This window comes from Aquimarina sp. AWH4_224, from assembly GCF_056160245.1.
This window is the reverse complement of record NZ_JBSWWU010000006.1, coordinates 305,937-329,935: the sequence shown is the minus strand read 5'-3', so window position 1 is coordinate 329,935 and position 23,999 is coordinate 305,937. Positions and strand designations below refer to the sequence as shown.

Genomic DNA, 23,999 nt, shown 5'->3' with positions numbered 1-23,999 from the left:
CTATATAAAATGAAGATATTAGTATGTATTAGCCATGTGCCTGACACAACTTCCAAAATTAATTTTACGGATGGTGATACTAAATTTGATACCAATGGGGTGCAATTTGTGATCAACCCTAATGATGAATTTGGACTTACTCGCGCTATGTGGTTTAAAGAAAAACAAGGAGCATCTGTAGATGTTGTTAATGTAGGTGGTCCTGAAACTGAACCAACATTGCGCAAAGCTTTGGCAATTGGAGCGGACAACGCCATTAGAGTAAATGCTGAAGCAACCGATGGGTTTTATGTAGCAAAGCAATTGACAAAGGTTATCCAGGATGGTGGTTATGATTTGGTGATAGCAGGTAGAGAATCTATTGATTACAATGGAGGAATGGTACCTGGTATGGTAGCGGCCTTAACAGGAGCTAATTTTGTAAATACATGTATTGGATTAGAAATCGAAGGAGATACGGCTACTGCAATTCGTGAGATCGATGGAGGTAAAGAAACTTCTACTACAAAATTACCTTTGGTAGTTGGAGGACAAAAGGGATTAGTAGAAGAAAGCGACCTTAGAATTCCTAATATGAGAGGTATCATGATGGCTCGTAAAAAACCTCTTACTGTTGTAGAGCCTGTAGAAGCAGGGCAGGAAACAAAAGCTGTAAAGTTTGAGAAGCCTGCACCAAAAGGTGACGTTAAGTTAGTTTCTCCTGACAACGTACAGGAATTAATCGATTTATTACATAACGAAGCAAAAGCTATTTAAAAGAAAGAAATATGTCAGTTTTAGTATATACAGAAAGCGAAGGAGGAAAATTTAAAAAAGCAGCTTTTGAAGTTGCGTCTTATGCCAAAGAAGTGGCGAATATGTTAGGTGGTACCGTAACTGCTGTAAGTATTAACGGAGGAGATGCTAGCGAATTAGGAGCATATGGAGTTGACAAAGTATTAGAGGTAAAAGACGATAAATTAACTGAGTTTAATGCAAAAGCATATGCAGATGCAATTAAACAAGCTGCAGAAAAAGAAGGTGCAAAAGTAGTGGTAGTTAGTTCTACAGCTGATAGTAAGTTTTTGGCTCCTTTGGTAGCTGTTAATTTGGATGCAGGATATGCTTCAAATGTAGTGGCATTGCCAGAAAGTGCAGCGCCTTTTACAGTAAAAAGAACCGCATTTACTAATAAAGCATTCAATATCACTGAAATTAATACCGATGTAAAAGTAGTTGGATTGTCTAACAATGCATTTGGTCTTAAAGAAGCATCTGGTGCAGCTGCAGCAGAGGCGTTTGAGCCTTCATTGTCTGATGCGGACTTTGGAGTAAATGTAACCGCAGTAGATAAGGCTACAGATAAAGTATCTATTGCTGATGCAGAAATCGTTGTTTCTGGTGGTCGTGGATTAAAAGGTCCTGAAAATTGGAATATGATTGAAGATTTGGCCGATGTACTAGGAGCAGCAACTGCATGTTCTAAGCCAGTAAGTGATATGGGATGGAGACCACATAGTGAACACGTTGGACAAACAGGAAAACCAGTGGCGTCTAACTTATATATTGCTATCGGAGTTTCAGGTGCTATTCAGCACCTTGCTGGTATCAATGCAAGTAAAGTTAAAGTGGTTATTAATAATGATCCAGAAGCGCCTTTCTTCAAAGCTGCAGATTACGGAATCGTAGGAGATGCGTTTGAAGTGGTGCCTAAACTTATTGAAAAATTAAAGGAATTTAAGTCGAATAACGCATAATTTTCATAAATTGTGCTCGATTAAGGGCTGTTTGAACTTAGGTAAAAGTCCGTTTGTTCAAACAGCCTTTTTTTTATTAATGTATCTATGAGTTTAGTTCGACTGAATATAAAAGGAATATCTTACAGTCAAACCCAGAATGGGGCCTATGCGTTGATTTTGAGCGAGGTGGATGGAGAAAGAAAATTACCTATCGTAATTGGCGCTTTCGAAGCACAGTCTATAGCAATTGCTTTGGAAAAGGAAATAAAACCTCCTCGTCCTCTTACACATGATCTTTTTAAAAATTTTGCAGATAGATTTGATATTATAGTCAAACAAGTCATCATTCATAAATTGGTAGATGGAGTGTTTTATTCTAGTATCATCTGCGAAAGAGATAAAATAGAAGAGATTATTGATGCCAGAACCAGTGATGCTATTGCATTAGCACTTCGTTTTCAAGCACCTATATTTACCTATAAAAATATTTTGGATCAGGCAGGGATTTATTTGAAAGTAAATCCTAAAAAAGACGATGAAAATGATCCCGAAAGCCTCTTGGTGGATGAGTTAGTTTCTGAAGATGTAGAAATGGTAGGTAAAGAAACTAGCTATAAAGATCTTTCTCTGGAAGAATTGAATCGCATGTTGGAGCAAGCTGTTGCTAATGAGGATTACGAATTGGCAGCAAGAATTAGAGATGAAATTTCTAAAAGAGGGTAACTCATCAATACGATAAAGGGATCTAATTGTTTTTTTATGACTTCTATTTTTATGAAAAGAGAACTACTTGCTTTTCTATGTTCATTTTTTGTTTTTACAGTAGTATCCTCACAGTCCCTGGAAAAGAAGTGGGATCTGGATAAAGTTAATGGGGATTCTGAAGGTATTTTTGTTCCTGGAGACGGGGATTACATTCAGTTTAATGAAAACAGCTTTTCGTATTCTTTCGATAAGAAATCCAATGTGTTGAATGGAGATTACATTCAACAAAATAATATTCTTTTATTATTTCCTGAAGCTGCAGAGGATTCTATAGTAAAGTATAGAATTACTTCACTTACAGATTCGACCTTGGTTTTGACCAAAGGTGGAGTTTCATATTCGTTACTGAGTGAAAGAGTAGAAGAACAACCAGTAATTGCCAAAGTCGATGGTTTGGTTCCGAGTAAGGGATTTTCTGTTAGCAGTTTAATTCGAGGGGTAATTGGTATGTTGGTGCTTTTAATTATTGCGTATTTGTTTAGCAATAACCGAAAGGCGATTAACTGGAAAACAGTAGGTATAGGATTAGGTGCTCAATTGCTGTTGGCAATCGGAGTTTTAAAAATTGGATTTGTACAGGCTGCTTTCGAGTTCGTAGGACAGATATTTGTTAATATCCTTGATTTTACCCGAGCAGGAAGTGAATTTTTGTTGGGTGGACTTATGGATGTTGATAGTTATGGTTTTATTTTCCTTTTTCAGGTATTACCAACGATTATATTCTTTTCTGCGTTGACTTCGGTATTGTTCTATTTAGGGATTATTCAGGTGGTAGTAAAAGGGATGGCCTGGGTACTTACCAAATTGATGGGGATTTCTGGAGCAGAAAGTTTAAGTGTTGCAGGTAATATTTTTCTTGGTCAAACAGAAGCTCCTTTAATGATCAAAGCGTATTTGGAAAGAATGACGCGATCAGAAATTTTATTGGTAATGGTGGGAGGTATGGCTACGGTTGCCGGAGGTGTACTTGCTGCATATATCGGTTTTTTAGGAGGAGATGATCCGGTGTTGCGATTAGAGTTTGCCAAGCATCTTCTTGCTGCCTCAGTAATGGCAGCTCCCGGAGCTATAGTGATATCTAAATTATTATATCCGCAACAAGAAGCGATTGATACTGATGTGAAAGTTTCCGCAGATAAAATCGGATCCAATATACTTGATGCTATTGCTAATGGTACAACCGAAGGGTTGAAACTTGCAGCAAATGTAGGAGCAATGTTATTGGTTTTTATTGCTTTTATAGCCATGTTTAATGGGATTTTGGGTTGGATAGGAGAAATTACTACGCTAGACGCTGTTATTGCCGAGTATACCCCTTATGATAAATTTTCATTGGAAGCTATTCTAGGTACTGTATTCGCGCCATTGATGTGGATTATAGGAGTTGCCAAAGAAGATATGATGCTTATGGGGCAGTTGTTAGGAATTAAATTAGCTGCTAGTGAGTTTGTAGGATATATACAACTTGCGGATCTCAAAAATCCAGCAAACCCTTTGCATCTCACTTACAATAAATCGGTGATTATGGCTACTTACATGCTTTGTGGATTTGCTAATTTTGCGTCAATAGGTATTCAGATTGGAGGTATAGGTTCCCTGGCTCCAGGGCAACGTAAAACCCTTTCAGAATTTGGGATGAAAGCACTTCTTGGAGGGACTATAGCTTCTCTGCTTTCAGCTACTATAGCGGGTATGATTATCGGATAAACGCTCTTCGATATCGTTATTGTTGAAAACTATTGTACAACTAACCCTTAATCAAAGTATTAAAGGATACGTGGTATCCTATTTTTTGTATATTTGAAACACACTTAACTAACAAACAAAAAAACTAACACAAACTGTAGGAGGAATATGAAGCAGTACCTTGATCTTGTACGTCATGTGATTGAAAATGGAAATGAAAAGGGAGATAGAACCGGAACCGGGACAAAAAGCGTTTTTGGTTACCAGATGCGGTTTGATCTCAGTGAAGGGTTTCCGATGGTTACTACCAAAAAACTACACCTTAAATCAATTATATACGAATTATTATGGTTTTTGAAAGGAGATACGAATGTAAAGTATCTTCAGGAAAACGGTGTGCGTATCTGGAATGAGTGGGCCGATGAGAATGGTGATCTTGGACCTGTATACGGATACCAATGGCGTAATTGGAATGGAGATGAAATTGATCAAATTAAAGAGGTTGTAGAGGCCTTAAAAAATAATCCGAATAGTAGAAGAATGTTAGTTTCGGCCTGGAACCCAAGCGTGCTTCCAGACACTAGTATATCTTTTTCTGATAATGTGGCCAATGGCAAAGCAGCACTTCCTCCTTGTCATGCTTTTTTTCAATTTTATGTAGCCGACGGAAAATTGTCTTGCCAGCTTTATCAGCGAAGTGCAGATATCTTTTTAGGAGTGCCTTTTAATATTGCATCTTATGCGTTGTTTACAATGATGATGGCTCAGGTTTGTGGATACGAACCAGGAGAGTTTATTCATACATTTGGAGACGCCCATATATATAATAACCACATGGAACAACTTGAGCTTCAACTCTCAAGAGAACCAAGAAAATTACCAACTATAATCATCAATCCGGAGGTGAAAGATATTTTTGGCTTCGTTTTTGATGACTTCAAACTTGTAGACTACGATCCGCACCCTCATATCAAAGGAGCGGTAGCAGTTTAAGCCCTAAACTAAAAATTATAAATTATGAAAAAACTACTACTTATACTATGTATTTTGTTTACAAGCATATCCTTTGGGCAGGACGGGTTAGTCCTCTCCCAACAGAATGCTAACGAAAAGGGTATTTCTCCCATCTGGCCCAAATGCGAACGGTCTAGACAAACGCCAGTACAATGTTTTGATGGTAAGCTTAGAACTCATATTATCCAGAATTTCGAGTATCCCGAAATTGCTTTAAATGAGGGTCTTGCAGGAACAGTAACGGTGGAGTTTATTATCAATAAAAAGGGAAAAGTAGAGGTGTTAGATGTACACGGAGCGCATAGATATTTACAAAGAGAAGCTATTCGTATCATACGTGCTATACCAAAGATGGAGCCAGGAAAATGGGGTAATAAGCCAATCGCAGTTGCCTATGAAGTGCCGATTACCTTTGTAAAACCAGAGTAAGTTTCAATATATTTTAACAAGGGATTAACCTTGTTTGAGAGTAGAGAATTATAAAAATCTGTAAATTTGAGTGTACTCGTAAGTCGTGTACACTTTTTTTATGATTCTTACAGATAGTTTACTTACCCTCTTTTTAAAGACCCGATCAGATACCGAAGAAATTTGTGCTCCCCTTCAAACCGAAGATTATGTGGTGCAACCTGTTGTTGATGTTTCACCACCCAAATGGCATTTAGGACATACTACATGGTTTTTTGAAGAATTCATTTTGTCCAAATATGTACCGGGATACGAGAGGTTTCATCCAGAGTATGCTTTTGTGTTTAATAGTTATTACGAAAGTGTAGGTAAAAGAGTAGTTCGAACCAATCGAGGGAATCTTTCCCGACCAACAGTTAGTGAGATATATGAGTATAGAGATCATGTAACAACGCATTTACAGGCTTTTCTCGAGGAAAATGATGAAGAACATATACAAGAATTGGTAGAAGTGGGGATTCATCATGAGAAGCAACATCAGGAATTACTACTAACCGATATCAAATACATTCTAGGAAATAACCCTTTACTCCCCAAGTATAATGATACGTTTACAGAGCATCGCGTTCCAGATGTTCCGACAAGGTATATTGGTATAGAAGAAGGTGTTTATGAAATAGGACATCAAGGAACAGATTTTTGCTATGACAATGAATTAGGGAGACATAAAGTATTTCTTTCTGAATTTGAAATTTGTAACACGTTGGTGTCAAATAAAGAATACCTCGATTTTATCAAAGATGGTGGATATAAAAATAGTTTGTTGTGGCATGCAGAGGCCTGGGATTGGTTGCAGAATGAAAATGTAGGGTCTCCTTTGTATTGGCATAAAATAGACGGTGTATTCCAACAATATACACTACGGGGTCTTTCTGATATTAATCCAGACACCCCAGTTACTCATATTTCTTATTATGAAGCTTTTGCTTTTACGCAATGGCGAGGAGAACGATTACCTACAGAATTTGAATGGGAAGTAGCACAGTCAGCTTTTGACTGGGGAACCCGATGGGAATGGACAGAAAGTGCGTATTTACCATATCCTAATTATACCAAAGCTCCTGGGGCCCTGGGGGAGTATAATGGGAAATTTATGGTTAATCAAAAAGTATTACGTGGAGGATCTGTAGCAACCCCTCAAAACCATACCCGACCCACATATCGTAATTTTTTTCACCCTCATCTTAGATGGCAATTCACTGGGTTCAGATTAGTGAAATGCAAATAATTTACCCTTTATGAATACTAAAGATCAAAAAGTACAAATCTCTACTTTCGAGAAAGAAGTGTGCGAAGGACTTACTGCCTTTCCTAAATATTTATCGTCAAAATATTTTTATGATGAGATAGGAGATAAGCTCTTTCAGCAAATCATGGCGCTGCCGGAGTACTATCTTACACGAGCAGAATATGAGATTTTTGAAACCCATAGATCAGAAATTGTCCAAAGCTTCGATGCAAATCAGGAAGGCTTTGATTTGATTGAATTAGGTGCAGGAGATGGGAAGAAAACAAAAGTCTTGCTTAAAGAATTAAGTGATAAAGGTTTTGATTTTACTTATGTGCCCATCGATATTAGTCAAAATGCGGTTGAAGGTTTGGTAAATGATCTTGCTAATGAAATGCCAGAAATAGATGTAAATGGTGAAATTGGAGAGTATTTCGAAGTGTTGGATCGTTTAAAACAACTGAGTGATCGCAAAAAGGTAATCATGGTTTTAGGATCCAACATTGGTAATTTGTTGCATCAAAGAGCTATTCAGTTTTTAAAGAAATTATGTAATGCAATGAATCCAAATGACCTTGTGTTAATGGGGTTTGATCAAAAGAAACATCCTCAGAAAGTTTTAGATGCTTATAACGACAAAACTGGAGTAACGGCAGCTTTTAATAAAAATGTACTTACAAGAATCAATAAAGAGCTCAATGCAAATTTTGATCTTGATAAGTTCATGCACTGGGAAACCTATGATCCCGAAAGTGGAACGGCTAAAAGCTATTTGGTAAGTACAGAAAAACAAACCGTAGATATCGATGACTTATCATTACTAGTTCATTTCGAAGCTTGGGAAAGTATTCATACCGAAATTTCTCAAAAGTACGATGATGATATTGTAAAATGGTTGGCAGAAGAATCAGGTTTGGAGATTAGTCAGTCTTTTGCTGATCAAAAAATGGATTATAAAGATTATTTACTTACCAAAATTAAAAGTGTAGAGTAAATAATAATAAAGATATAGAACATGAAAGCAATTTGGAATGGCAAAATTATTGCCGAAAGTAACGAAACAAAAGTGGTAGAAAACAATCACTACTTTCCGCCAGAAGCGATAAAAGAAGAATTTTTTAAATCAAGTAATACTCATACCAACTGTCCCTGGAAAGGTGTAGCTTCGTACTATACGGTAGAGGTAGATGGAAAAGAAAATCAGGATGCAGCTTGGTATTATCCAGAAACCAGTGATCTGGCAAAACAGATCAAAGGATATGTAGCATTTTGGAAAGGTGTTGAGGTTGTAGAATAACCCTCAACACCTTTTTATATTGTGGTTTGTTTATAATATCAACAAGCTATTTTCTGCAGAAGCATAATCACTCCATTGATACCCATCTGCTTCCATTTCATTAGTCCACTCGCCATCAACTACATATTTAAATTCAAATTGGTTGTCTTTTGGAAGATCAATTGTTCCTTTGAAATTTCCATTTTTCAATTTTTTAAGCATGGTAGCTTCCGTGTTCCAATTATTAAATTCTCCCGCAACACTTACAGATGCAGCTTCCTTTGCTGGAACAACAAAAGTAACTTTACAAATAGGCTTTGTTTTTAAATATTGTTTGGTAATCGCCATAATTTTGATTTAAAAATTAATGATTAGGTTAATAGAGTTGTTCTAAGTTACGGTAAAATATAAAAACAAAAATGAGAGAAGATTCAGATTTTCAATAAGTTATTAACGATAACGATGTAGTAGAGTAAGTAATTGGTCAATATCCTCGATAGTATTATAAAAATGAAGACTAATCCTAACGCCATGACCTCTTAGAGAGGTGATAATATCCTGTTCTTTTAAGTGCAAAAATAGCTTTTGATCTCCTTTGATGTTTAAAATTGTACTGTGGTTTTTTCTCGAAACTACTTCACTTTCTATCAGGTTAAGTTTTTGTAATTCTTCTTTGGCATAGCTACCGAGCATCTTTATTTTTTGTTCAATTTCTGATAGTCCAATTTTGGATAAATGCGTTAACGAATATTCAAGGCTTCCAAAATTAAAAGTGTCTAAATGACCACATTCAAACCGAGCAGGTAGACTGGTGTAAGAACTGTCATAATTTTCATTTTTTGCTGCTTTGGTATATGTTTTTGGAGTTAAATGATCTAGCATGTCCTCTTGAAATAATAAAAAACCATTTCCGTAGCCTCCCAATAACCACTTGTACCCGCTGCATCCCAAAATATCAATACCAGAATTAGCAAAGTTGAAAACCTCTGTACCGCAAAACTGAGTCCCATCGGCAATAATAAGCATTTCTGGATAAGAAGTTTTTAATTGCCTGATAACATCCAGATCGATCTTGATTCCCGAGATATACTGCACAATACTGAAAATGAAAATATCTGGTTTGTGCTGTTCGATAGAAGACTTGATGTTCTGTTCCAGGTGCTCATCTATTTTCGCGTAGCAGGTATCGAACCCTTTGCTTCTTACAGAAAAATTGATAGACGGATAGTCATCATCCAATAATAGTACTTTCTGATCTTTTGAAATATCTTGAAGGATAGTATTGAGGCCTATAGAAAAATTTGGTGTTAAGATGGTATTTTTTGCAGAGGCTCCAAAAAACTCTGCAATAGTTGCTCTTACTGAATTCAAGAATTGTTGTTGAGAATCTCTAAATTTGCTTCCTCCGATCAAAAAATCCAAGTCATGTTCCTGTCTAAAATCTAGGAGAGCGTCGTATAGTAATCCGGAAGAGGCGGTGTTGAGATAGGTGTATTGTTGTAAAACGGGGAATTCATTTTGTAAATTCTTCATAAGCAATCGTAAGGTGATTTTTGGTAAAAACTATATCTTTACTTGCCGATACTAAGTTAGCATTAATATGTTCTCAAGAAAGAAAGAAACACCACAAATTGATCCCCAGCAAAGAGAGTTGTATGAGCATGCTCGAAAAAGAGTAATACAGAAAAAAAGACTCTTTTATCATTTTGTTGTATTTGTAGTAGGATCCGCTTTTTTTGCTCTTTTGAACCTTGTTTTTGGGTATGGTAAAGACTTCACTTTTTTTGGGGTCAATTGGTATGTTATAGCTATAGTATTTTGGGCATTTCTTTTTGTAATACATTTTTGTAATGTATGGTTATTCAGCACCTTTATGGGGCAGGAGTGGACTGATAAGCAGATGGAAAGATTAGTAGTCAAGCAAAAGGAAGAAATCGCTTTGATTCAAAAAGACGTTGACTTGATGTATCCCAAAGATGATTTACAACAAAAGAAAGAAGCATTTATCACAGAAAAACAAAATACCGAAGTGAAGGAAAAAAACGAACAAATCATTACAATGATTGCCGCAGCAGGAGAAAATAATGCGCTTGGAAAGGATAATGATCTGGTATGGCACTTACCCGATGATTTTAAACGATTCAAACAATTAACTACCGGGCATTACATCATAATGGGTAGGAAAACTTTTGAATCCTTTCCAAAGTTGTTGCCAAATAGGATTCATGTGGTTATTTCTAGAAATACCAATTATCAGGCTCCAGGAGCGATAGTAGTGCAAACAATGAAGGACGCTTTGGCAATTGCCAAAAATGACGAAAATCCGTTTATTATTGGCGGAGGTGAGATTTATAAACTAGGGTTGGATGTTGCCAATTGTATAGAGCTTACTCGTGTACATTCTGATTTTGAGGCGGATGCTTTCTTTCCAGAAATTGATCAAAATACATGGGATTTAGTCAAAGAAGAATTCCACGATGTGGATGATAAGCATAAGTTCCCGTTTACGTATCTTACTTATAAAAGAAAGTAATGCTTTCTAAAGCGTTGATTGCTCATCTAGAAGGACTACTCTCAGCAAAGATTCTTCAGGTATCTCCATTATCAGGAGGTGACATCAATGAGGTGTATCTGCTACAAATGACAAATCACAAATTTGTAGTAAAATTGAATAGTGCTTCTCGATTTCCAGGAATGTTCAGGGAAGAAGCTAAGGGACTTACTGCTCTTAAAAATTCGAACACTTTTTCAATTCCTGAAGCTATTGCATACGGAGAAATTGATGAAGTGTCTTATTTACTTTTGGAGTATGTAAATAGTGCCTCAAGAACTTCAGATTTTTGGGAGGTTTTTGGGCAACAGTTGGCAGCAATGCATCAAATTAATGAGGAGTATTTTGGCTTTGAAGAAAATAACTATATCGGTAGTTTACCTCAGTACAATACAAAATGCCAAACGACCTCAGCGTTTTATATACAACAGCGATTAGAACCACAGTTTCAGTTGGCTTCAAAAAATGGGTATTCATTTTCTAAGCTAGATGTTTTTTATAAAAACATTGAAGGCACTATACCCCAAGAACCTTCTAGCTTGATACATGGTGATCTGTGGAGCGGTAATTTTATGGAAGATGATAAAGGCGCTCCTTGTTTGATAGATCCTGCGGTTGCGTATTCTCCAAGAGAAATGGATATAGCCATGATGCATTTGTTTGGGGGATTTGACCCGCAATTATTTGAAGTGTACCATGAAATCTTTCCTTTGCAAAAAGGGTGGAAACAGCGAATTCCTCTTTTTCAATTATATTATTTGTTGGTGCATTTGAATCTTTTTGGAAGCTCTTATTATACGTCGGTAAAAAGGATAATTGAGAGCTATTCGTGATGATTTTCAGAAGATTATCAAATCGTTAACCAATTGCTAGACGAATAATTTATTATCCTTACTTTTGTCAAAATTTATAACACACAATATCGTATGAACGCATATATATTTCCTGGTCAAGGAGCACAGTTTTCAGGAATGGGCCTGGATCTTTACGAAAATTCGGATCTCGCAAAAGAACTTTTTCATAAAGCGAATGATATTCTTGGTTTTGAAATTACCAAAATCATGTTTGAAGGTACAGCTGATGAGTTAAAGCAAACCAAAGTTACTCAGCCTGCCATCTTTTTACATTCTGTAATCCTAAGTAACGTGTTAGGAGACAGTTTTAAACCTGATATGGTTGCAGGACATTCTTTGGGTGAATTCTCAGCTTTGGTAGCTAATGGCACTCTTAATTTTGAAGATGCATTACAGTTAGTAGCCAAAAGAGCAATGGCCATGCAAAAGGCTTGCGAATTGCAACCTTCTACAATGGCTGCAGTTCTAGGGCTAGATGATGATGTAGTAGAGAAAGGATGTGGAGCTATAGATGGTATTGTGGTTGCTGCCAATTACAACTGTCCTGGTCAATTAGTAATCTCGGGAGAGGTAGCTGCTGTAGAAAAAGCTTGTGAATGGATGAAAGAAGAAGGAGCACGTAGAGCATTGTTACTACCCGTAGGAGGAGCTTTTCATTCTCCATTGATGGAGCCAGCAAGAGAAGAGTTGGCGGCAGCTATTGAAGCTACTCAATTTAACGTTCCTGTTTGTCATATCTACCAAAATGTAACTACAACAGCAGTGTCAGATCCAGATGAAATCAAAAAGAACCTAATAGCACAGTTAACCGCTCCGGTAAAATGGACGCAAAGTGTACAGAATATGATCAAAGACGGAGCTACTTTATTCACAGAAGTAGGACCAGGTAAGGTGTTGTCTGGTTTGGTAAAAAAGATAGATCGCTCTGCCGAAACTACATTAGCTACATTGTAATCTTGCAGTATACAATACAAATACAGAAAAGCCCTGGCATATTTGCTTGGGCTTTTTTTTATGTGATTAACCTATTTGTTTATAAGTAATTCATCTTTCATGAATTGATCTATGTAACCCGCAATTTCTTCTCCCTTTTCTTCCTGCAAAAAATGGCCGGCATCCTTGATGATTATCTTTTGTTGGTCCTTGCTAGTTGGGATTAACTTATAGAAAAACTTCTCTAATCCGCCTAGTACTTTATCCTTGTCAGAGAACATGACCAATGCGGGTTTATCCCAGGTAGAAAGTACATCTCTGGCTTTTTGTATTGGGGCTACTGCAGGATCTTTTGGATGAGCAGGGACCAATAGAGGAAAAGCTACTGCACCTCCTTTGTGTTTTTTATTAGGATATGGAGCATTGTAAGCAGCAATTACATCTTTGGATAACTTTTGATGAGAAGCGTACTGTATAATACCTCCTACCGGTAAAGAAGGATGATATTTGGTGAACATACGCCATATTTTAAAAGGAAGTGACATTTTTTTGCCAATAGGTAGAAAGGTATTTAGGATAACAACACGTTTGAATTTTTCTGGATATTTCCCTAATAAAGATAAGCCCAGAAGCCCTCCCCAATCTTGTACGACAAGAGTCATATCTTTAAGTTCTAATTTTTCAATAAAATTTTCAAGAGATCTGAAATGTAGATCAAAAGAGTAGTTTTTTCTACCCACAATTTTGTCAGATTTACCGAAACCAATAAAATCAGGTACTATAAAACGATACTCTTTGAGTACGGGAATAAATTTTCGGTACAAGTAAGACCAGGTGGGTTCTCCATGAAGTGCCAGGATAGTTTCTCCTGCTCCTTCATCGATATAATGCATTTGTAGATTCTCAAAGGTGATGTAATTTTCTTGATATGGGAAATCAGTAATGTGTTCAAAACGCTTAAAATCGGGTCGTACAAATTCCATAAATTAACGTGATAATTGATACTTTATATAGATTTTTAATTGATCCTGGTTATAGGTCAATTTTTATAAACTTAGCTAATTTCTTCTGTGAAAGAAAGAAGAAATGCAATAAAATGAGGATATCAATAAATTATTGATAGTGTCTACTGCTATTTACCATGTATGTAATAAAGCGATACCCACTCATATTGGGATGTTTTACGTTCTTGATAAAATAATTTCGAATAATTTTAGTTTATTTGAATTGTTAAAATCATGAAATATAAAGACTTAATAACGACATATTGTGTTGGGGTGCTCTTATGGCTTCCCTGGATATTTCATGCCCAGGATGTGCGCACTTTTAAAGGCGAACTAGAACTTCAAAAGTACAAAGGAGAAGCTAGTTATTCGTATCTCTTGAAAGATGCAGATACTATTTTGAACGGTCCTTTTACATTTAACCGTTCTAATCTGAAAGCGTTGTTAGAAAAGGAAGACGTCTCTTTTTCGATCCAAGGACAGTTTACGAACAACTATCCGGAAGGGAATTGGTCTTTTCGATTCAATGAGTTTCAGTCGAGTGATAATAATGCAGTTGAGGACTATCGCTATGTGGTAAATGTAGACGGAAACCAAAGAGTAGCGTCTGGGGGCCTACTACAGGGAAGGCCTGATGGGACATGGACCATTAAAGTGCAGCAAATTAAGGATTCTGAAGTCCAGCAAGTTGATTTTAATAGTGTCATCACTTTTGAAAAGGGGGTTCCTCAACAAAGTTTTCGAATTGAAGATCAACAACAGGAACTGGTAGGAAGGTTTTTGAGAAATGGACTTGCTCACGATAAATGGACATTATTCTCAGATAGAGAGCTAGACGAAATAGAGTCTTGGTATTTTGATGAAGGTGTTTTACAGACTATAGAAGTAAATTCAAGAAACGGTAGCAGAAGTATACCAGTTTTTAAAGATTTGAATACAAGAACCGAGGTTATTTCCTTAGGGGAAAAATACATGAAGATTCTTGAGTTTCTATTATCAGATAGTGATGCTAGAAAGGTTCGAGAAGGTGGAATTACCTATTTGTTAACCACCAATGAAGGGCATTATCAAAATATAGACGACATTTTATCTGCTTTAGGGTCCTCTTCATTCTCACCAGAGTTCAAGGTAGTTGTTCCCTTTTATCCATTAGCATCTAATGAAAAAGAAGCTATTGATGCTACGGTAGCATATTACCAAAAATCGAGAAGCATAAGTGATTTTTTGTTAAACGATTCGCAGCTCAATATTCGGAAATTATCAGATAACGATGTTCGTTCTTTGGAAGATGAGGTAGCAGCGATTTCCGAAAGTATTTTACAACCACTACAACGAGTAAATGAATATCATAAAGATGAAATCCTTACTCATATAGAAAAGGATAAGATCCTTACAAACTTGTGGGAGAATGGAATAGCTCAATTACAGGACTTCGAAAAATATAAGATCTCTTTAAAAGGAAAGATCAATCCAGAGGATAATGTTTTTAAGGTTTTAAAAGTTGTATCTGAACAGACTTTTTATCGCCTGGAAGCAATACAAGGGACACTGCAAAGTAAAATAGATAAACAAGTAAAACAACAAGAAGCTATTGCCTTGGAAAAAGAGATGGTTACTCGTCATAACTATCTGGAAGAATTAGGGGAGAGAGGCAGAGCAGATTCTATACCAGCATTGTTTTTTGAGGCAATAGATCAGTTAAAGAAAACTGCAGAGGATAAATTAAAAGCCTATTCTGAGATAGAAAACCTTGAAAAAAAATTAGAGTTCGGGAGAACCTTGGTGCACTGTTTTGAGGATTACGGTAAAGTGGGAGAGCGCGTTTTAAAACTTCCTGAACAACAAAAGGAAATACATGAAAAATATATGGACGCTGTCTGGAATCCATTTATTGCTACGCTGATGGATGAAATGGTGAAAAAGCGTATCGTTTCTGCTTATGATGATGTGTTGATCCCTTACTTTCTACAACAGGTAGAGGAAGGATTGCCATGTGAAGAAGCAAAGAGCTGGATGAATATGGTTGATCTTACCTATAAGCAACTCTTGATTTTGAGAGATGAAGATACCAGAAAAATGGAGCGCAAGCTAAAAAAGGAAAAAGACCCGATAGTAGTATTGCAACGTTTTAAAGTCCCTGTAGCAACTAACCAAGACTAGTAGATGATAAAAAAATACGGTACATATTTGTTTTTTGTGATCATCTGCTTTTTTGCCTCAGTTGAGGCGATAGCACAAGAAGAAGAACCAACTGAATCAAAGTTTAAAGAGCCAGTAACCAAGTTATGGATCAATACCTACGGGAATATTAGAATTTCCAAACGATTATTTTGGGTTGCTCAAACCCATTTCAGATTTGAAGAAACAGAAAGCACACCTTTTGTTGGTCAGGTAGGTCAAGTATACAATAGACACGCTATTGGTTATATTTATTCAAAATATTTTAATGTTAGCCTTGGGGGGGTATTAAGACTTAATTTCAATACAGATCCAGAATCTGTAGATCGTAATCTGGTACCCGAATGGCGTATATGGCATCAATATATGTTTGCGATGCCTCTTTCTTCTATGATGTTTTATCATCGTATTCGTATTGAACATCGTTGGACTCAAGGGTTTGAAGAAAACAGTGAATATATTTTCAGGAATCGATGGAGGTATATGTTTAAAGCTAAGATTCCCATCAATTCGGATAAATTTAAACCCAAGACGTTTTATGTTTCGCCCGAGGCCGAATTGATCATGCAGAGTGGTAAAGCGGTCATAGGTAGCCCTATGGAAGATTTGCGTTTACACGCTTCTTTTGGATATATTTTGAATCCTAGAATGACAGTAGCAACGGGGATTATGTATTCTCAAGGACAAACTTTGAGTGATGCTTCTGTTTTTAAGCAGAATTGGACACTTCGATTTCACTTGTATTTTTCACCAGATTTCAGAAAAGTTAAGAATAAGTTGCCTGCAATTCATTTAGATGATTAATATTGCAAAAATTTGATGTAAGCCCTAAACCCAATGAAGAAAAAGAACGCCAACATCCTATTATATAGTATTTTGACTCTTGCTGTTTTTGCGGCGACCTATAACACTATTCGTGCTAAAAAACTTAAGAACAAACTCCATACTCTGGAAGAAGAAAGAGCCAAAGCATCACAAGACTCTATTTTAGAACGAAGCCTTCTCCAAATAGATTCTATATTGATCAAAGGAGAATATAAATCTGCGTTGAATGCCTACCAAGAACAATTTGATGCTGTAATCAATGATGGTGATGAAAAAGAAAGCGTGAAGTTTCGGATAGAGGTAGCACAACAGTTTATGAATTTGCATAAAGAAATTTATGAAGATCATTCATTGTCAGATTCGGTTCAGGAAATAGATACCACCAATGTGGGGGTTGCAGAGACATCGATTCAGCTTAGAGCCTACGATTCTTTAAGTTTTGCCCTTGAAAAGGCTAAAGTTCAGTTGAACAGAATAAAAAAACAACTCAAGAAAAGGTCATATGGGGAGTATCTTACGTTTAAAAACCCCAAAAAACACCAATTGCATTATGTAGGTCAGGTAAACAATAGCAAAGCAAACGGCTTTGGTATTGCGCTATTCGATACCGGAAGTAGATATGAAGGAGAATGGAAAGACAATCTACGTCATGGAGAAGGATCTTTTTATTGGCCAGATGGTGAACGCTACGAAGGGGAATATGTAAATGATCTCCGCAATGGTATAGGAACCTACTTTTGGCCTAATGGAGAAAAATATACCGGACATTGGAAAAATGACCAACGTGATGGTGATGGCGTTTTTTATGGTAAAGACGGAGAAATTGTAACCAGTGGTACTTGGAAAAAAGATAAGTTGGTTGAAGAGCGGAAGAACAGGAAATAACCGCCATCTTTTTTTATTTCCCAGCCGTAAACTTAGTTTCGAGGTATAGTTGTTTCCACTCACCATTTTGATAATCCCCAACTTTGAAGGTATAGGTGTTGTCATCCACATATTCCCACATATCGGTAACCGTTGAGGTACCATACATATAGGTATATATTATGTTTTTATCCTCGCTTTTTACGGTCCCTGTAGTCACTCCACCAAAAACATCAAACTCCCAGAACTCGATCGTTCCTTTTTCAGGATTGTATCTTCGGATTCCATGATTACGAGCACCAAATTCAGTTTGCTCTTTATTCGTATATCCTTTGGATTCTGCAATAACAATAGTATTGTTGAGGTCAAAATGAAATACGATTTCTTGCTTAAATTTACTCCCATCTCCCCAGTTTCCTTCTGCTTTCCATACTTTTCCTATCAAAGGAGCAAAAGCAGAGAGTTTGGTTTCCTGGCTCCATGAATACGAATAGCAAATGATAAGAATGACAATAGTTTTTAGAATTTTCATCGATGTTCTTTTACGTTTCAGAATCAGTTTATGTCATTGCTTTGTAGACCAAAGCTCCAATAACTACTATAATACTAATGATACTCATAAATATACCGAAAAAGAAGAAGCCAAAACAATAAATTACTAACCCCAGAAGAAATCCTACGATTTGTTTTTTCCCAAACATATCACGGAAAATTTGACTGTAAATGAATGCGGCAATCGAGAATCCAATCACTAGCATAAACCCGAAGAGTTCAGGAATAAAATAAAATACAATTGCATTTAATGCCCCATAAATAGTGGATTGGCCAAGCATAAATGTGTTCATTATAAAATGCTCGGCATAATGTAATTTATGTCGTTCTAGAAATATTTTGGAGCTTAATGAGATAAAGGGTACTAATAAAAAGGGAAGCAAATTCATAAACTTGGTCGCGAACTTGAAGTATCCACGCATTTCTACTTCTTTTTCTGGCGATTGAATGATCCCTAGATCTTTATAAGTTTCAACCATTGTTTCTACCTGAAAATCCCATACCCCAAAGGTGAGCATACAAAATACATTGATAGCAATTCCTATTAATGCATATCGAAATGGATTGGCATAATTTACCGTGTTTCCCTCTAAATATTCCTGAATAACCTCTCCGGGTCGGATCAGTAGTTTTTTGAAGGTGTAGAAGAATCCTTTTTCAAGATTAAAAATTGCTGTAGCTGCATTGTTGATGAGCTTTTTCAAAGTCCATCGTTCTGCGATACGTTTTTGCCCACAATGATTGCAAAAATTACCATGATAACTATGACCACAGTTTTTACATTGATAATTTAATTCCATTACAAGATTTCTAAGGTTGTTAGAAAAGAATATTGCCTTCTATTAATCGATTGAAAAATATTATTGTTTGTAAATTTTCCCTTCCTTCATTACAAATACAATGTTTTCCATGGTGTCAATTTTTTGTGTTGGATCATCATTAACCGCAACGATGTCTGCTATAAAACCTGGGGTTACTTGTCCCAGTTGTTCTTGCATTTCCAAAATTTTTGCATTGGTAATTGTGGCGCTTTGGATAGCAGCGATGGCAGGCATTCCTGCTTCTACCATATATCCAAATTCTTTGCCGTTTTGTCCATGTTTAAAAACACCGGCATCGGTTCCAAAAGCAATACCAACACCTCGGTCGTAAGCCTTTTTGAATGTGTTTTGGATTTTAGGCCCTATATTTAAGGCTTTGGGTACAATAATGGCAGGATAATAGCCATCAATCTTAGCCTTGTCTGTTACCTCTTTTCCAGCAGTAATAGTAGGTACCAAATAGGCATCATGCTGTTTCATTAGATCCATGGTTTTTTCGCTCATCAGCGTACCATGTTCTATAGTTTTTACACCGCCTAATATTGCCCTTTGCATACCTTCGTCACCATGAGCATGTGCTGCTACATGAAAGCCATAATCTTTGGCTGTTTCGCAAATAGCTTTTATTTCCTCGACAGTAAATTGAGGATTCGATCCACTTTTTGCAACACTAAGGACTCCTCCGGTAGCAGTGATTTTGATCAAATCGGCACCATTTTTATAGCGTTGACGAACTGCTTTTCTAGCATCTTCTACGCTATTTACAACTCCGTCCTTAGGTCCGGGATCCCCGATAAGCGATCTTTTACCTCCGTTTGTTGGGTCTCCATGACCACCAGTAGTAGACAATATCTTGCCAGCAGTAAATACTCGGGGTCCAACAATTTTACCTTGTGCAATTGCCTTTTTTAATGAAATATTTACTCCTGATCCACCAAGATCTCGTACCGTGGTGAACCCTGCCATCAATGTTTTTTCGGCATATCCAACTGCGTCAAAAGCAAGATCAGCTTCGTTATCTGTATATCTTTTTAGATAAGCTTTTGGATTGGTTTCGCTTTCGATATGAATGTGCATATCGATCAATCCAGGCATTACTGTTTTGTTTTTAAGATCAATGGTGGTGTCTCCTTTTTTACCGTCGACATAGCCGTCTTGTATTTTGGAAATCTTATTCCCAGAAATCACAACTGTCTTTTCGATAAGAATCTTTCCGTTTTTAGTATCCACTAATTTTCCACATTGCAGATATGTGTCTTGTGCTAATAATGAAGCACTTGCGCAAAAAAGAAGAAGTGTAAAAATATATCGCATTTTGATGATTTGTTTGAATGTGAATGCTAAATATAGTCGAATTAAGGGATTTGGCAAAACCACTCCTTTTTTGGAGAAGTTACATTGTCCAAATCAGATATTTGAAGATTCAGCTTCTTTCAAACAATTGATTTACACCCAATAAAATAAATAAAAAAGACAAAATAAAACGCTATGTGCTAGTAATTGAGTAAATTAGAGGAAGGGGCTTCCATTTCAATTTGGCTTGAATTTTGATTTTTTAGTAATACTAAGGAAAAACAATGTAATATGGTTATAAAAATACTCGTTTTATGGTGCTGCTTACTATCGATGAATCTGTTTGGACAAATTACTCCGGATGATCTCATTAATTTTGATGAAAAATCCTCTAGAAGCTATTTAAAAAAACATCGGGTACTATCTGCATCGTTGGATTCAATTATTAATTTCGGACATATAGATAGGGGGATAAATACTGTTTGGCTCAAAGATGTAAAGGCAAATTTTACCACATTGGTTCCTCATAGTGGTTTGTCTCTGATTTATAAGGAATTGCCTTGGATGCACCCTTGGTTAAAAGAACATAAAGAGCTAAGAGTTTACTTCTGGATGAACGATCTAACTGGTACTCCTGAATTAGTAGGGTACAGTAAAGATATTATTGAATTTCCTAAAATAAGAAAAAAATTACTGGACAAGGAACAAGATGCATTTGTTGATTTCTCTTCGGTAGATCCTTCGGCTTTTTCAGGCACCTATATTCGAGGTCGATTGGATGGGTCAGAACGAATGACAGTGTTTACATTACTCTATAAAAAGAATTTATTATTGATATACCCAGAGCATCTTTGGGGTGCGCCCAAGATATCAACTTTTGCGGATCGATATAAGTTAGTAAAACCTATATCTGTAGGACTACTAGAAAAAATAGTACAAGAAGATATTTTTTTGGTACTCAAAAAAGTGGACCATCAATATGAGATTTGTGGGTATGTAGGTTCAGAAAGCAAGTAAATCATTGTTTATTTTAATAACACTTCCAGATTACTTTCGATATATTCTGGAATACTATCAATAGCAATCAATTCATCTGATAAAGATTGTTTTTGCTCTTGTAATTGAATGATTTTTTCTTCGATAGTATTTTTTGAAATGAAACGAGTGACCAAAACTTTATTAGTTTGTCCAATGCGATGTGCACGCGCGATTGCTTGTTTTTCGGAAAATGGATTCCACCAGGGATCCAGCAATACTACATATGAAGCTTTGGTTAAATTTAGACCAACTCCACCAGCTTTCAAAGAAATAAAGAACAATGAAATATCATCCTCTTCTTGAAAACGATTGACAATGGTTTCTCTTTCTTTGGCAGCTGTATTTCCGGTTAAAGAAAGAAAAGAAATCCCTTGTGCTGTACTCCACTTTTCATAAATAGCAAGATGAGAAACAAAGGAACTAAACACCAATACCTTTTTTTGTGCAGCAACTAAAGTTTGGAGGTGATCGGTAACGTCATCAAATTTTCCCGAAGTGTGCTGTGCCTCACTAGATACCAATTGTGGGTGATTGGCAAGTTGTCTTAGCTTGGTTAAGGTATTGATGATATGAATTTTGTTTGTTGCAGCATGATCTAACCCTAACAAAAGATTGCGAGCAGCAGATTTTTCGGATTCGTAGCTTCTTTTTTGCTCTGGTTGCATTTCAGAATACCTTATCTGTTCAGTAAGTTCAGGTAAATCTTTAGCAACCTGATTTTTGGTTCTCCTTAGTATGAATGGTTCTATTAAGGATTTGAGTTCAGCTATTTTTTCTTCATTTTGATGTTGCTCTATAGGGGTTTTAAAATGCTCCTTAAAAAAGGCAAAACTGCCCAACATTCCAGAGTTAATAAATTGCATTTGCGACCATAAATCAGACAAAGAATTTTCGATAGGAGTACCACTTAATGAGATTTTATGCGTCGTATTGATCGCGTTAATTGCCTGGAAAATTTTAGAATCCTTATTCTTGATTTGTTGACTTTCGTCCAGAATTAAATAATTGAAATTTAATTTTTGAAACGTATCATGGTCTCTGGAAATGATACCATAGGTGGTTAATACCACATCATAAGATTCCAAATATGGAGCGTTCTTTTTACGATCCGCACCTGTATATTTTATAAGGTTAAGATGTGGAGCAAATTTGATAATTTCCTGAGCCCAGTTAAAAACCAAAGAAGAAGGTAACACGATCAATGTCTTTAAGAATGTTCTTGTTTCCAAAGGAGTGGCAAATAGATCGAATTGTATTTTGTTAACTTCATTTTCGCTAGGTTGCAATTGTTCTTTTACGTGTACTAAAGTTGCAATCGTTTGTAGTGTTTTACCTAGTCCCATATCGTCTGCAAGACAAGCCCCTAAACCATTGTTGTAATGATTTACTAACCATTGCACACCTTCTAGCTGATAAGGTCTAAGGCGAGCTTTTAGATTTGAAGAAGGATGATAAGGTGCGGACGATTCATTTTGGTCATAAATAGGTAATTCTTCTTCCGGAATAACCTCTTTTAAAACCGTGTAATTACTTTTTGCTAGCGTGATTTTATCATCGGTAGATGTACCAAAATAGGCCAGTTTCTTATACCGGGTCATCCATTCCAAAGGAATGATAAAAGTCTCGTTATTGTTTAGCGGAAAACATCGGTCATTATTTCGGATATACTTGATAAATTTTGAAAATGGGATTTCCTGTTCTCCAATAGTGACCCATCCTTTGATGTCAAACCAATCTTTTTGTTGCTCTTGTCGAATAGTAAGTTGATGCGAAGTTGTACATACTTGTTGCCCCGATACGTTGGGGAGTTGTAAGTTGAACCCTTCTTTCTGCAATGTTGTTTTGTGGTTCGTAATCCATGTAATAATCCCGTAAGGATCGTTGGATTCTGAAACTTCAAAAAGTAAATTTTGATTCAGAAGAAGACCTTTTGAGGTAATTTTTTCTACAATTTCAGATTCAACATCTAGATTTCTTTTGGTCTGTACGATGGTAATTTGGTCTTCATTGTAAATGATTTCTGAGGCTGTTTTTTTGGATTGATGAAAATCAAATGTACAATGTTCGTACTCGAATGTAATTTTTGCTACGTAAAGATCCTGGATAAAATCCTGAATGATTTCCAGTGTATATCCCAAAATATCTTGTTTATTTACAATCTCAAACCCCTCCGCCTGGACTTCAATATTCTTTGAGATCGGAACGATGACTTTTTCTAAATAGGTTTTGACGTGTTTTTGAGCTATGGTGATTTTATCTTTCTGTAGAAATGGTTTTAGCTTGTTTGCATTTAAATTTTTAATCCTGAAAAGCTTTTTGTTTACTATAATCCATGAGGGGTCGTTTAGTAAAATTTTAATGCTTTTGTCCTTTGGGGCAAACAATGAAGCTTCGTCTTTTAGTGAAAAAGCATACTCAATACCTTCTTCCGTTTTGGTAAACCTAAGTATGGGATCTAGTGGAAGTTTTGCAATTTCAATAATACTAGAGTCAAGGGGTTCTTTACGTTTTGCCTGATAAGCAATAGGGTACTGGTTTTGAGTAATGAGTTGATAAAAAGTGCCGAGTTTTCGGTTTACAAAACTGTCGATCAGTTCTTTGGTTTTGTCTTCCAACAGTAGTTGTGATAGGTTAAGGTTTTTTCGAGATTTTTTCGGTTTAAAACGTTGTTCTAAAGCTGTTGGTCGTAAAAGGGTACAAATTTCAATAAGCTGTTCATGGGACGTTCCCGAATATTGGATGTTGAATTCGGAAATAATCTCAGGAGTAGCCTGTTTTTCTATGTATTCAAATTGTGCTCCTTTTTTAGAAACGATATAGGCTTCGGGTAATGCAGGTAGGCCACTAAAATTGTGGTCAACAATATTGTAACAGATACAGTATGAATCCATTTCAGTAATTGGTGTAGGTTTGGGGTAAAATTTGATGGGT

23 protein-coding genes are annotated in these 23,999 nt (G+C 36.3%); 16 read left to right on the top strand and 7 right to left on the bottom strand.

The features are described from left to right. The first annotated feature begins 9 nt into the window (after positions 1–9). The 9 genes from ACXAGJ_RS14045 (at position 10) to ACXAGJ_RS14005 (ending at position 8,176) form a co-directional block, all read left to right on the top strand. A complete protein-coding gene (locus tag ACXAGJ_RS14045; protein WP_073315552.1) occupies positions 10–756 on the top strand; it encodes an electron transfer flavoprotein subunit beta/FixA family protein in 747 nt (248 codons plus the stop codon). An 11-nt stretch (positions 757–767) separates the two neighbouring features. Further along, complete coding sequence (locus ACXAGJ_RS14040; RefSeq protein ID WP_474840797.1) at positions 768–1,736, top strand: electron transfer flavoprotein subunit alpha/FixB family protein; 969 nt, start codon at positions 768–770, stop codon at positions 1,734–1,736. An 87-nt stretch (positions 1,737–1,823) separates the two neighbouring features. After that, the gene (locus ACXAGJ_RS14035) at positions 1,824–2,441 is read left to right on the top strand and encodes a bifunctional nuclease family protein (RefSeq protein ID WP_474840796.1); all 618 of its coding nucleotides are present in this window, start codon (positions 1,824–1,826) and stop codon (positions 2,439–2,441) included. 51 nt (positions 2,442–2,492) lie between these two features. Beyond that, the gene (locus tag ACXAGJ_RS14030; protein ID WP_474840795.1) at positions 2,493–4,190 is read left to right on the top strand and encodes a nucleoside transporter C-terminal domain-containing protein; all 1,698 of its coding nucleotides are present in this window, start codon (positions 2,493–2,495) and stop codon (positions 4,188–4,190) included. A gap of 147 nt (positions 4,191–4,337) precedes the next feature. Beyond that, the gene (locus tag ACXAGJ_RS14025) at positions 4,338–5,162 is read left to right on the top strand and encodes a thymidylate synthase (protein ID WP_474840794.1); all 825 of its coding nucleotides are present in this window, start codon (positions 4,338–4,340) and stop codon (positions 5,160–5,162) included. 24 nt (positions 5,163–5,186) lie between these two features. Continuing rightward, complete coding sequence (locus ACXAGJ_RS14020; RefSeq protein WP_073315548.1) at positions 5,187–5,612, top strand: energy transducer TonB; 426 nt, start codon at positions 5,187–5,189, stop codon at positions 5,610–5,612. Positions 5,613–5,712: 100 nt separating this feature from the next. Then, positions 5,713–6,879 (top strand): ergothioneine biosynthesis protein EgtB, encoded by a 1,167-nt coding sequence (egtB, locus tag ACXAGJ_RS14015; protein WP_474840793.1) that lies wholly within the window; start codon positions 5,713–5,715, stop codon positions 6,877–6,879. Between the two features lie 10 nt (positions 6,880–6,889). Further along, complete coding sequence (gene egtD / locus ACXAGJ_RS14010; RefSeq protein ID WP_474840792.1) at positions 6,890–7,873, top strand: L-histidine N(alpha)-methyltransferase; 984 nt, start codon at positions 6,890–6,892, stop codon at positions 7,871–7,873. A 21-nt stretch (positions 7,874–7,894) separates the two neighbouring features. Then, positions 7,895–8,176, top strand: coding sequence for a DUF427 domain-containing protein (locus tag ACXAGJ_RS14005; protein WP_474840791.1), 282 nt, complete (start codon positions 7,895–7,897; stop codon positions 8,174–8,176). Positions 8,177–8,206: 30 nt separating this feature from the next. On the opposite strand, the gene ACXAGJ_RS14000 is transcribed toward ACXAGJ_RS14005, so the two are convergent. Both ACXAGJ_RS14000 and ACXAGJ_RS13995 read right to left on the bottom strand, forming a co-directional pair. Next, positions 8,207–8,503: an isoamylase early set domain-containing protein gene (locus ACXAGJ_RS14000; RefSeq protein ID WP_474840790.1), complete on the bottom strand. Its 297-nt coding sequence runs from the start codon at positions 8,501–8,503 to the stop codon at positions 8,207–8,209. 102 nt (positions 8,504–8,605) lie between these two features. Continuing rightward, on the bottom strand, positions 8,606–9,688 hold the full coding sequence (locus ACXAGJ_RS13995) for an aminotransferase class V-fold PLP-dependent enzyme (protein ID WP_474840789.1): 1,083 nt from the start codon (positions 9,686–9,688) through the stop codon (positions 8,606–8,608). A gap of 67 nt (positions 9,689–9,755) precedes the next feature. Here ACXAGJ_RS13995 and ACXAGJ_RS13990 point away from each other — a divergent pair, with 67 nt between their 5' ends. From ACXAGJ_RS13990 to fabD, 3 genes are all read left to right on the top strand, one after another. After that, the gene (locus ACXAGJ_RS13990) at positions 9,756–10,688 is read left to right on the top strand and encodes a dihydrofolate reductase (protein WP_474840788.1); all 933 of its coding nucleotides are present in this window, start codon (positions 9,756–9,758) and stop codon (positions 10,686–10,688) included. Further along, positions 10,688–11,539: a fructosamine kinase family protein gene (locus ACXAGJ_RS13985; RefSeq protein ID WP_474840787.1), complete on the top strand. Its 852-nt coding sequence runs from the start codon at positions 10,688–10,690 to the stop codon at positions 11,537–11,539. The genes ACXAGJ_RS13990 and ACXAGJ_RS13985 overlap by 1 nt, the downstream gene beginning before the upstream one ends. Positions 11,540–11,632: 93 nt before the next feature. Then, entirely contained in the window at positions 11,633–12,514 is an 882-nt protein-coding gene (gene fabD / locus ACXAGJ_RS13980; RefSeq protein WP_474840786.1) for an ACP S-malonyltransferase, read from the top strand. 71 nt (positions 12,515–12,585) lie between these two features. Here the strand turns inward: fabD and ACXAGJ_RS13975 are convergent, their stop codons facing one another. Beyond that, positions 12,586–13,476: a haloalkane dehalogenase gene (locus tag ACXAGJ_RS13975; RefSeq protein ID WP_474840785.1), complete on the bottom strand. Its 891-nt coding sequence runs from the start codon at positions 13,474–13,476 to the stop codon at positions 12,586–12,588. A gap of 255 nt (positions 13,477–13,731) precedes the next feature. On the opposite strand from ACXAGJ_RS13975, the gene ACXAGJ_RS13970 reads away from it, so the two are divergent. From ACXAGJ_RS13970 to ACXAGJ_RS13960, 3 genes are read left to right on the top strand one after another with little or no spacing between them, the layout of a single operon-like run. After that, positions 13,732–15,657 carry a hypothetical protein gene (locus ACXAGJ_RS13970; protein WP_474840784.1) on the top strand — a complete coding sequence of 642 codons (1,926 nt, stop codon included), beginning with the start codon at positions 13,732–13,734 and terminating at the stop codon, positions 15,655–15,657. A gap of 3 nt (positions 15,658–15,660) precedes the next feature. Further along, the gene (locus ACXAGJ_RS13965) at positions 15,661–16,479 is read left to right on the top strand and encodes a DUF2490 domain-containing protein (protein ID WP_474840783.1); all 819 of its coding nucleotides are present in this window, start codon (positions 15,661–15,663) and stop codon (positions 16,477–16,479) included. Between the two features lie 33 nt (positions 16,480–16,512). Further along, entirely contained in the window at positions 16,513–17,385 is an 873-nt protein-coding gene (locus ACXAGJ_RS13960) for an MORN repeat-containing protein (protein WP_474840782.1), read from the top strand. Between the two features lie 13 nt (positions 17,386–17,398). Here the strand turns inward: ACXAGJ_RS13960 and ACXAGJ_RS13955 are convergent, their stop codons facing one another. The 3 genes from ACXAGJ_RS13955 to ACXAGJ_RS13945 are packed head-to-tail and all read right to left on the bottom strand — an operon-like array spanning position 17,399 to position 20,051. Further along, positions 17,399–17,896 carry a hypothetical protein gene (locus ACXAGJ_RS13955; RefSeq protein WP_474840781.1) on the bottom strand — a complete coding sequence of 166 codons (498 nt, stop codon included), beginning with the start codon at positions 17,894–17,896 and terminating at the stop codon, positions 17,399–17,401. A 28-nt stretch (positions 17,897–17,924) separates the two neighbouring features. Further along, positions 17,925–18,716, bottom strand: coding sequence for a DUF3667 domain-containing protein (locus tag ACXAGJ_RS13950; protein WP_474840780.1), 792 nt, complete (start codon positions 18,714–18,716; stop codon positions 17,925–17,927). Between the two features lie 60 nt (positions 18,717–18,776). After that, entirely contained in the window at positions 18,777–20,051 is a 1,275-nt protein-coding gene (locus tag ACXAGJ_RS13945; protein ID WP_474840779.1) for a metal-dependent hydrolase family protein, read from the bottom strand. 270 nt (positions 20,052–20,321) lie between these two features. On the opposite strand from ACXAGJ_RS13945, the gene ACXAGJ_RS13940 reads away from it, so the two are divergent. Then, positions 20,322–21,047 carry a hypothetical protein gene (locus ACXAGJ_RS13940; protein ID WP_474840778.1) on the top strand — a complete coding sequence of 242 codons (726 nt, stop codon included), beginning with the start codon at positions 20,322–20,324 and terminating at the stop codon, positions 21,045–21,047. 8 nt (positions 21,048–21,055) lie between these two features. Here ACXAGJ_RS13940 and ACXAGJ_RS13935 read toward each other — a convergent pair whose 3' ends face one another. Beyond that, entirely contained in the window at positions 21,056–23,959 is a 2,904-nt protein-coding gene (locus tag ACXAGJ_RS13935; protein ID WP_474840777.1) for a DEAD/DEAH box helicase, read from the bottom strand. Positions 23,960–23,999 lie beyond the last annotated feature (40 nt).

What these genes read in the sequence shown, in the direction of transcription:
- ACXAGJ_RS14035 (WP_474840796.1), top strand. Translation starts at nt 1,824, where the DNA reads ATGAGTTTAGTTCGACTGAATATAAAAGGAATATCTTACAGTCAAACC.
- fabD (WP_474840786.1), top strand. Translation starts at nt 11,633, where the DNA reads ATGAACGCATATATATTTCCTGGTCAAGGAGCACAGTTTTCAGGAATG.
- ACXAGJ_RS13985 (WP_474840787.1), top strand. Translation starts at nt 10,688, where the DNA reads ATGCTTTCTAAAGCGTTGATTGCTCATCTAGAAGGACTACTCTCAGCA.
- ACXAGJ_RS14025 (WP_474840794.1), top strand. Translation starts at nt 4,338, where the DNA reads ATGAAGCAGTACCTTGATCTTGTACGTCATGTGATTGAAAATGGAAAT.
- ACXAGJ_RS14040 (WP_474840797.1), top strand. Translation starts at nt 768, where the DNA reads ATGTCAGTTTTAGTATATACAGAAAGCGAAGGAGGAAAATTTAAAAAA.
- ACXAGJ_RS13970 (WP_474840784.1), top strand. Translation starts at nt 13,732, where the DNA reads ATGAAATATAAAGACTTAATAACGACATATTGTGTTGGGGTGCTCTTA.
- ACXAGJ_RS13990 (WP_474840788.1), top strand. Translation starts at nt 9,756, where the DNA reads ATGTTCTCAAGAAAGAAAGAAACACCACAAATTGATCCCCAGCAAAGA.
- ACXAGJ_RS14000 (WP_474840790.1), bottom strand. Translation starts at nt 8,503, where the DNA reads ATGGCGATTACCAAACAATATTTAAAAACAAAGCCTATTTGTAAAGTT.
- ACXAGJ_RS14005 (WP_474840791.1), top strand. Translation starts at nt 7,895, where the DNA reads ATGAAAGCAATTTGGAATGGCAAAATTATTGCCGAAAGTAACGAAACA.
- ACXAGJ_RS13950 (WP_474840780.1), bottom strand. Translation starts at nt 18,716, where the DNA reads ATGGAATTAAATTATCAATGTAAAAACTGTGGTCATAGTTATCATGGT.
- ACXAGJ_RS13975 (WP_474840785.1), bottom strand. Translation starts at nt 13,476, where the DNA reads ATGGAATTTGTACGACCCGATTTTAAGCGTTTTGAACACATTACTGAT.
- egtD (WP_474840792.1), top strand. Translation starts at nt 6,890, where the DNA reads ATGAATACTAAAGATCAAAAAGTACAAATCTCTACTTTCGAGAAAGAA.
- ACXAGJ_RS13945 (WP_474840779.1), bottom strand. Translation starts at nt 20,051, where the DNA reads ATGCGATATATTTTTACACTTCTTCTTTTTTGCGCAAGTGCTTCATTA.
- ACXAGJ_RS13940 (WP_474840778.1), top strand. Translation starts at nt 20,322, where the DNA reads ATGGTTATAAAAATACTCGTTTTATGGTGCTGCTTACTATCGATGAAT.
- ACXAGJ_RS13955 (WP_474840781.1), bottom strand. Translation starts at nt 17,896, where the DNA reads ATGAAAATTCTAAAAACTATTGTCATTCTTATCATTTGCTATTCGTAT.
- ACXAGJ_RS13995 (WP_474840789.1), bottom strand. Translation starts at nt 9,688, where the DNA reads ATGAAGAATTTACAAAATGAATTCCCCGTTTTACAACAATACACCTAT.
- egtB (WP_474840793.1), top strand. Translation starts at nt 5,713, where the DNA reads ATGATTCTTACAGATAGTTTACTTACCCTCTTTTTAAAGACCCGATCA.
- ACXAGJ_RS14020 (WP_073315548.1), top strand. Translation starts at nt 5,187, where the DNA reads ATGAAAAAACTACTACTTATACTATGTATTTTGTTTACAAGCATATCC.
- ACXAGJ_RS13965 (WP_474840783.1), top strand. Translation starts at nt 15,661, where the DNA reads ATGATAAAAAAATACGGTACATATTTGTTTTTTGTGATCATCTGCTTT.
- ACXAGJ_RS13935 (WP_474840777.1), bottom strand. Translation starts at nt 23,959, where the DNA reads ATGGATTCATACTGTATCTGTTACAATATTGTTGACCACAATTTTAGT.
- ACXAGJ_RS14045 (WP_073315552.1), top strand. Translation starts at nt 10, where the DNA reads ATGAAGATATTAGTATGTATTAGCCATGTGCCTGACACAACTTCCAAA.
- ACXAGJ_RS14030 (WP_474840795.1), top strand. Translation starts at nt 2,493, where the DNA reads ATGAAAAGAGAACTACTTGCTTTTCTATGTTCATTTTTTGTTTTTACA.
- ACXAGJ_RS13960 (WP_474840782.1), top strand. Translation starts at nt 16,513, where the DNA reads ATGAAGAAAAAGAACGCCAACATCCTATTATATAGTATTTTGACTCTT.